Genomic DNA, 6,301 nt, shown 5'->3' on the forward strand with positions numbered 1-6,301 from the left:
AGAAAGTGACTCGCCCGCCGGGGCGAACTCCCGGCTCCGGACTCAACCCAAGCGCACCATACAAACAGAACCCAAAGCGCCCCCACCCCAACCCTCCCCCGGAGGCCGGGGCGGAGGAAGCAAGACAGAAGGCAGAGGGAGCAAGACCATCATGACCCGCCCTGATGTCAAGCTCGAAGAGCCCATCGGAGTAACCCGCCGCCCCCTCCTCGCCTGCCTCGCCCTCCCTCTCGCGCTGTGGAGCGCAACCTGCCCCGGCCAGCCCCAGCCCCAGCCCCAACCCAAGGTCGAAGCCTCCAGACAGCGCCGAGTCGCACTCGTGATCGGCAACGGCCGCTACCCCGAAATCCCGCTGAACAACCCCGAGCACGACGCCCGCCTCGTCGCGCAAACCCTGCGCTCCCTCGACTTCGAAGTCGGCGAGCACCTCAACCTCAAGGCCCGCGACTTCAAGCGCGTGCTGCGGGAGTTCGCGCGCCGCATGGACGACGACCAGGTGGCATCGGTCTTCTACTACGCCGGCCATGGCGTGCAGATCGGAGGGCGCAACTACCTGCTGCCGGTCGACATCGCGCTGCGCGACGAGGCCGAGGTGCGCGACGAGGCGATCGACCTGCAAGAGGCGCTGCTCGCGCACGTCGACCGGGTGCGTCCGCGCGCCCGCATCTTCATCATCGACGCCTGCCGCAACGACCCCTTCGCGGCGCGCGGGCGATCGCGCAACGCCAACGGCCTGGCCGAGATGGCCGCGCCGGGTGCGCTCATCGCTTTCTCCGCAGCCCCCGGCGGGGTCGCGGAGGACGGCCCGATCGGCGGCAACAGCGTCTACACGAAGCACCTTGCCACCGAGCTGCGCTCCGTCGGCGTCGAAGTCGAGGAAATGATGAAGGCGGTCCGCGTCAAGGTACTGCGCGACACCGCCCAGCGCCAGATCCCCTGGGTCAACACCTCGATGGTCGTGAACTTCATGTTCAACCCCGGGGCGGCGCCGGCACTGGCCAGCGCCAAGCGCAATCTGCAGCTGCTGGTGCAGGCGCAGCGCAGCCTGAACACCGATGCGCGCAACGCGTCGGCCTCGCTGGCGCTGCGGGTCTATGTCCTGCGCGATGCGAGCGGATTCGAGAAGGCGAGCTTCGACAGCCTCTACGACGACGACGAGGCGACCCTCGGCTCGAACGTGCTGGTGCGCGAGAGCCTGTACCTGCGCCCCGGCGAAGCGCGCGAACTGGCCCTGGAGCTCAGCGGCGATGCGCGTGCCCTTGCCGTTTTCGGCGCGTTCCGGGAGATCGAGCGCTCGCAGTGGCGTGCCATCCTGCCCTTGCCCGTCGGGACGCTGGAACGCGTGCGCGTCGACGCGCAGGCGCGCCAGTTGCAGCTGGGATGGGCCAAGTGAAGCGGCCGGTCGCCGCCTCCGCACCGCCGCTTTCCGGCCAGCCGGAGGATGCCGACGAGCCGGCCTCAGCGCGCGCGCTGCGCGCCCATGCGCTGCCGCTGGTCGCATTGATGGCCGGCTTGCGCGATGCGACGCCCGCAGACCCGGCCGCGTTGCGCCGCACGCTGGCCGAGGCGGTGAACCGTTTCGAGGCGGATGCGCGCGCCGCGGGCGTCGCCGAGTCCGACATCGCGGCCGCGAGCTACGTGCTGTGCGCCTGGGGCGACGAGCAGTTCGACGCGGCGCCCTGGGGCGGGGAAGGCGCCGGGCTGCTGCGTTGCTTCCACGGCGAGGCCCAGGGCGGCGACAAGCTGCTGCGCCTGCTGGCGCGGCTGGCGGAGAAGCCGCGCGAGCACCGCGCGCTGCTCGAGCTCTTCCACACCTGCCTGAGTCTCGGGCTGCGCGCGCGCAGCGCGCTCGGGGAGCGCGACCACGAAGCCCTGCGCTCGCGCGTGCACCTCGCGCTGCAACAGGTGGCGCCGGTGCCGGCGCTGGTGGCGCCTTGGCAATGCGCTGCGGCAGCGGCCAGCCCGCCTCGCGCGCCGCGAGTGGCGCTGCCGGCGGTCCTGCTGCTGGGCGTGCTGGCCCTGGGCATCTACAGCGCCAGCCAGCTGCAGCTTGCGGCGCGCGTCGACGGCGTGCTGGCGTCCTTGCAGAAAATCGTGCCGGCCGGCGCCGCCGCTGCAGCGCCCGCAGTGGCCGCGGCGCAGGCGCCGCCGCGGCTGGCCTCGAAGCTGCGCGACGACATCGAGGCCGGCCGCTTGTCGGTTCGCGACGAGGCGCTGCGCAGCGTTGCCGTGCTCGATGCCGACGCGCTGGGCGACGCCGCCGCCCCCTTGGCGCGCCTCGGCGCAGCGTTGGCGAAACTGCCGGGCAAGGTCGTCGTCGTCGGTTACACCGATGGCAGCGATCCCCCGACGGCGCGGACGCCCTCGGCCTGGCACCAGGCGATGGAATGGGCGCGCGGCGCCGCCGATGTCCTGCGGCCACAGCTCGACGATGCGCGGCTGGCGGTCGAGGCCCGCGTCGACGCATCGGGCAGCAAGCCGTTGCGCCGCGTCGAGATCGTCCTGTTCCCCGAATGAAGCCTTCGACCCGCTTCGCGCAAGGCGCCGTGAACTTCGGCGCGGCAGGTGTCCTGCTGTGGTTCGCGGCACCGTTGCTTGCCTTCGGCACCTGGCACCCTTTCGATGACGCGCGTGCGCGAGTCGCCTTGCTGGCGCTGGCGGCGCTCCTGCTGCTCGGCCTGCGCGCACTGCGCCTGCTGATGGCCCGGCGGCGCAACGAGCGCCTGCTGAAGGGCCTGGAAGCCGGCGATGCCGGGCCCGAGCTGAGCCAGCGCTTCCGGCAGGCGCTCGCGATGCTGCGCCAGGGCATCGAGGCGAAGGGCCCCCAGCGCTGGTGGCAAGGGCGGCGGCAGATACAGCAGATGCCGTGGTACCTGATCATCGGCGCGCCGGGGGGTGGCAAGACCACGGCGCTGCTGCATTCGGGCCTGCGCTTTCCGCTCGCCGAACGGCTCGGGCGCGACCCGCTGGCGGGCACCGGGGGCACGCGTCAATGCGACTGGTGGTTCAGCCAGGACGCCGTGTTCATCGACACGGCGGGCCGCTACACGACCCAGGACAGCGACGCCGCGGCCGACGCAAGCGAATGGCAGCAGTTCCTCGCGCTGCTGCGCCGGCACCGGCCGGTGCAGCCGATCAATGGCGTGATCGTCAGCGTCAGCGTGCCCGACCTGCTGCACGGCGGCGCTGAACTCGCGCGCCAGGCGACAGCAGTCGCGGCGCGGCTGGAAGAACTGCGACGCGAGCTCGACCTCGCGTTCCCGGTCTACCTGCTGGTGACCAAGGCCGACCTGCTGGCCGGCTTTGTCGAAACCTTCGGCGACCTCGACGCTGCGCAACGCGAGCAGCTCTGGGGCCTGGTGCTCGACGCCGACGCGCCCGGCATCCCGGCCGATCTCGGGCCGCGCCTGTCGGACCTCGCGCACCGCCTGGCGCGGCGCAGCCGCGAGCTGCTGCAGCAGGAACACACGCCGCAGCGCCGCCTGCCGATCTACGCCTTTGCGGCGCAGTTCGACGCCCTGCTCGCACCCCTCGAGAAGTTCGTGCGCAAGGCCTTCGCCGGCATTGCCGCCGAACCGGCGCAGCGCCTGCGCGCGATCGCGCTGACGAGCGGCACCCAGGAGGGCAACCCGATCGACCGGGTGATCGGCGAACTCGCACGCAGTCACGGCCTGGCGCTGAAGCCGCTGGTGCGGCCCGATGCCGGCGGCAAGTCCTTCTTCCTGCATTCGTTGCTGAAGCAACTGGTGATCGCCGAAGCGCCGTTGGCAGGCCAGCGGCTGCAGCGCATGCGTTGGCGCCGGCGCGCCGCCATGTTCGGGGCGGGGTTTGCCGGCGCTGCGCTGCTTGCCGCCTCGGCCCTGTGGTGGCAAAGCTACCGGCGCAATCTCGACTATGTCGACAGCGTTCGCACGCGCGTCGAGCAGTTGACCCAGCGCATCGGCTCGCTGGAATCGGCCACTCTCGAGCAGGTGCTGCCGCTCTACTCGCTGCTCGAGCGCCTGGCCGCGAACGATGGCATCGATCCGAACGTTGCACCCGCAGGCTTCGGATTCGGGCTGTTCCAGGGGCCGCGGCTGGCCCGCTCGGCGGAACAGGCCTACCGCGAGATGCTCGATCGCAGCCTGGCGCCGTTGCTCGTCGAACGATTGCGCCGCGACCTGCGCGAGGCCGAGGACAGCGCGACGCGCTACGAAGCGTTGCGCGCGTCATTGATGCTGGCCAGCCCTGCGCGGCTGGTGCGCGGCGAGTTGAGGCCCTGGGCCGAGCAGACGCTGGCACAGGCAGGCGGCGCCGCAGAACGCGCCGAATGGGCGCGCCATGTCGGGACCCTTCTCGAACGCAGCGGGCTGCCCGAGGCGATGCGCGCCGACGATGCCGGCGTTCGCGCGGCGCGAAGCGCCCTCGCGGCAGTGCCGCTGGCGCAGCGCGTGCACGAGCGCCTGCTGCGGCGCATCGCCGACCCCGAGCCGCCGCAGGACCTGCCCACGCGCCTCGGCTCGGCCGGCGCGCTGGTGTTCGCGGCGTCGAGCGCCGGGCCGATGCCTGAACATTCGAGCGCCGGCGAGTGGCGGCGCAAGCTCGTGCCGGCGCTCGATGCGATGCTCGACGAGCTCGCGAACGAGGCCGACTGGGTGCTCGGCGATAGCGCGGGCGAAGTACGGCGCCTGCAGAAAGACCCCGCCTGGCGCGACGAGATCGCCACGCAGGTCGGCAAGCGCCACGCCCAGCGTGTGATCGCGGCCTGGTCGCGCCAGCTCGACGCCCTCGCGTTGGCGCCAGCCACAGACGCGGAAGGCGCCTCGCGCCAGGCTTCGGCGCTCACGGCGCCCGATTCGCCGCTGCGCCGCCTCCTCACGCGCCTGGCCGACGAATTCAGCGCGACGCCCCAGGGCGCCAGCGCAGCCGAGGGCGCTTTCGATGGCGCGTTGCGGGCGCGTTTCGGCGCCCTCGGCGACTACGCTGCAGGCGCCGGGCCGCAAGCCCTCGACCGCTTTCACGCCCTGGCCACCGCCCGGCGCGACGAGGCTGCCAACGCCGAGCTCGATGCGACCTTGCGCGCCGAGACTGCCCGCGCGCCGGCCGCGCTTCGCAAGGTGTACGGCGGCCTCGGGACCTTGATGCGCTCGCACGGCGGCGCCAAGCGGGGTTTCGATGCGGCGCTGGCCGAACTCGCGCAGACCTGCAGCGCCTTGACGCGCGAACGCTTCCCGTTCGGCCCCGCCGCGCTGCGCGACATGGCACCGTCCGACTTCGCGCGCCTCTTCGGACCCGGTGGGCTGTTCGACGAGTTCCGCCGCAACCAGTTGAGCGAGCGCGTCGACACGTCGAGCCGGCCGTGGAAAGCCCGCAGCGCATCCGGCAATGCGGGCGTGCCGGGCGCGATGGAGCAGGCGGCGGCGATCGGCGCGCTGTTCTTCCCCGGAGGGGCGCCGATGCCCGAGCTCAAGCTGCGCCTCACGCCGCAGCGCATGGACACCGAGCTGCTGCAGTTCAGCGTCGATGTCGATGGCCAGCTGCTGCGCTTCGAGAACGGCCCACCGCGCGCGAAGGAACTGGTCTGGCCGGGGCCGGCTTCGACCCAGAAGGTGCTGATGCGCATCCTGCCGCCGGGCCCCACCGGTGTCGGTGCCGAAGTCCACGAAGGAGCGTTCGCCTGGCTTCGGGTGCTGCTGCGCAGCGAATGGAAAGGCGAGCCGGGTTCGCCGGCGCGCCTGGCCCTGGCGGTCGACACCCGCACCCTCGACGTGGAGGCGAGCGCAGCCGGCGCCACCGATGCCGACATATGGACCCTCCGGGAGCTGGCACGGTTCCGCTGCCCGCAAGCCACATGGTGAAGCTGCCCTCGCGTCGCGTGTGCTGGTACGGCAAGCTGCCCGCGCGGGGCGACTTCGTAGGCCGCGGCCTGCCGCCGCGCTGGCGCAGCGACTGGGACGGCTGGCTGCAGCGGGGCCTGGCCCTCGCCGCCACGGCGCTGGACGGCGCTGCGCTGCGCGAACGGCTTTGCGCCTTCGCGCCGTGGCGCTACCTGGCGCTGCCGGCCCCTGGCGAAATCTGGTGCGGCATCGTCGTGCCTTCGCACGATCGCGTGGGGCGTGCGTTTCCGCTGACGCTGGCTGAACGCTTGACCGAGCCGGTGTCGCCGGCCGAAAGCGCCGAGCGGCTCGCATCGCTGCTCGGCGCGGCAGCGGAAGGACCCGAAGCGCTCGAGGCGGCGATCGCCGCCCTGCCGCCGCGTGCAGGGCAGGAATTCCAGCCCGCCGAGGCGTGGCCGCCGCAGCCGGCCAGCCTGTGGTGGCCG

Annotated in this window: 4 protein-coding genes; all 4 read left to right on the forward strand. The window is 72.5% G+C overall.

The window, feature by feature from the left end; translation table 11 throughout:
• The first annotated feature begins 151 nt into the window (after positions 1 to 151).
• Positions 152 to 1,393 (forward strand): type VI secretion system lipoprotein TssJ, encoded by a 1,242-nt coding sequence (tssJ, locus tag APY03_RS37570; RefSeq protein ID WP_083944871.1) that lies wholly within the window; start codon positions 152 to 154, stop codon positions 1,391 to 1,393.
• Positions 1,381 to 2,517, forward strand: coding sequence for a DotU/TssL family secretion system protein (locus APY03_RS37575; RefSeq protein WP_068685567.1), 1,137 nt, complete (start codon positions 1,381 to 1,383; stop codon positions 2,515 to 2,517). Before tssJ ends, APY03_RS37575 begins: the two co-directional genes overlap by 13 nt.
• Positions 2,514 to 5,837, forward strand: a complete 3,324-nt coding sequence (gene tssM, locus APY03_RS37580; RefSeq protein ID WP_068685568.1) for a type VI secretion system membrane subunit TssM — start codon at positions 2,514 to 2,516, stop codon at positions 5,835 to 5,837. The genes APY03_RS37575 and tssM overlap by 4 nt, the downstream gene beginning before the upstream one ends.
• Positions 5,831 to 6,301, forward strand: a 471-nt coding sequence (gene tagF / locus APY03_RS37585) for a type VI secretion system-associated protein TagF (protein ID WP_198161372.1), incomplete at its 3' end; no start/stop codon positions are given. The genes tssM and tagF, both read left to right, overlap by 7 nt.

The sequence above is a fragment of the Variovorax sp. WDL1 genome, assembly GCF_001541225.1.
In the GTDB taxonomy this organism is placed as follows: Bacteria; Pseudomonadota; Gammaproteobacteria; order Burkholderiales; family Burkholderiaceae_C; genus Variovorax.

Coding starts and splice junctions, on each gene's coding strand:
- tssJ (WP_083944871.1), top strand. CDS start 152: ATGACCCGCCCTGATGTCAAGCTCGAAGAGCCCATCGGAGTAACCCGC.
- APY03_RS37575 (WP_068685567.1), top strand. CDS start 1,381: ATGGGCCAAGTGAAGCGGCCGGTCGCCGCCTCCGCACCGCCGCTTTCC.
- tssM (WP_068685568.1), top strand. CDS start 2,514: ATGAAGCCTTCGACCCGCTTCGCGCAAGGCGCCGTGAACTTCGGCGCG.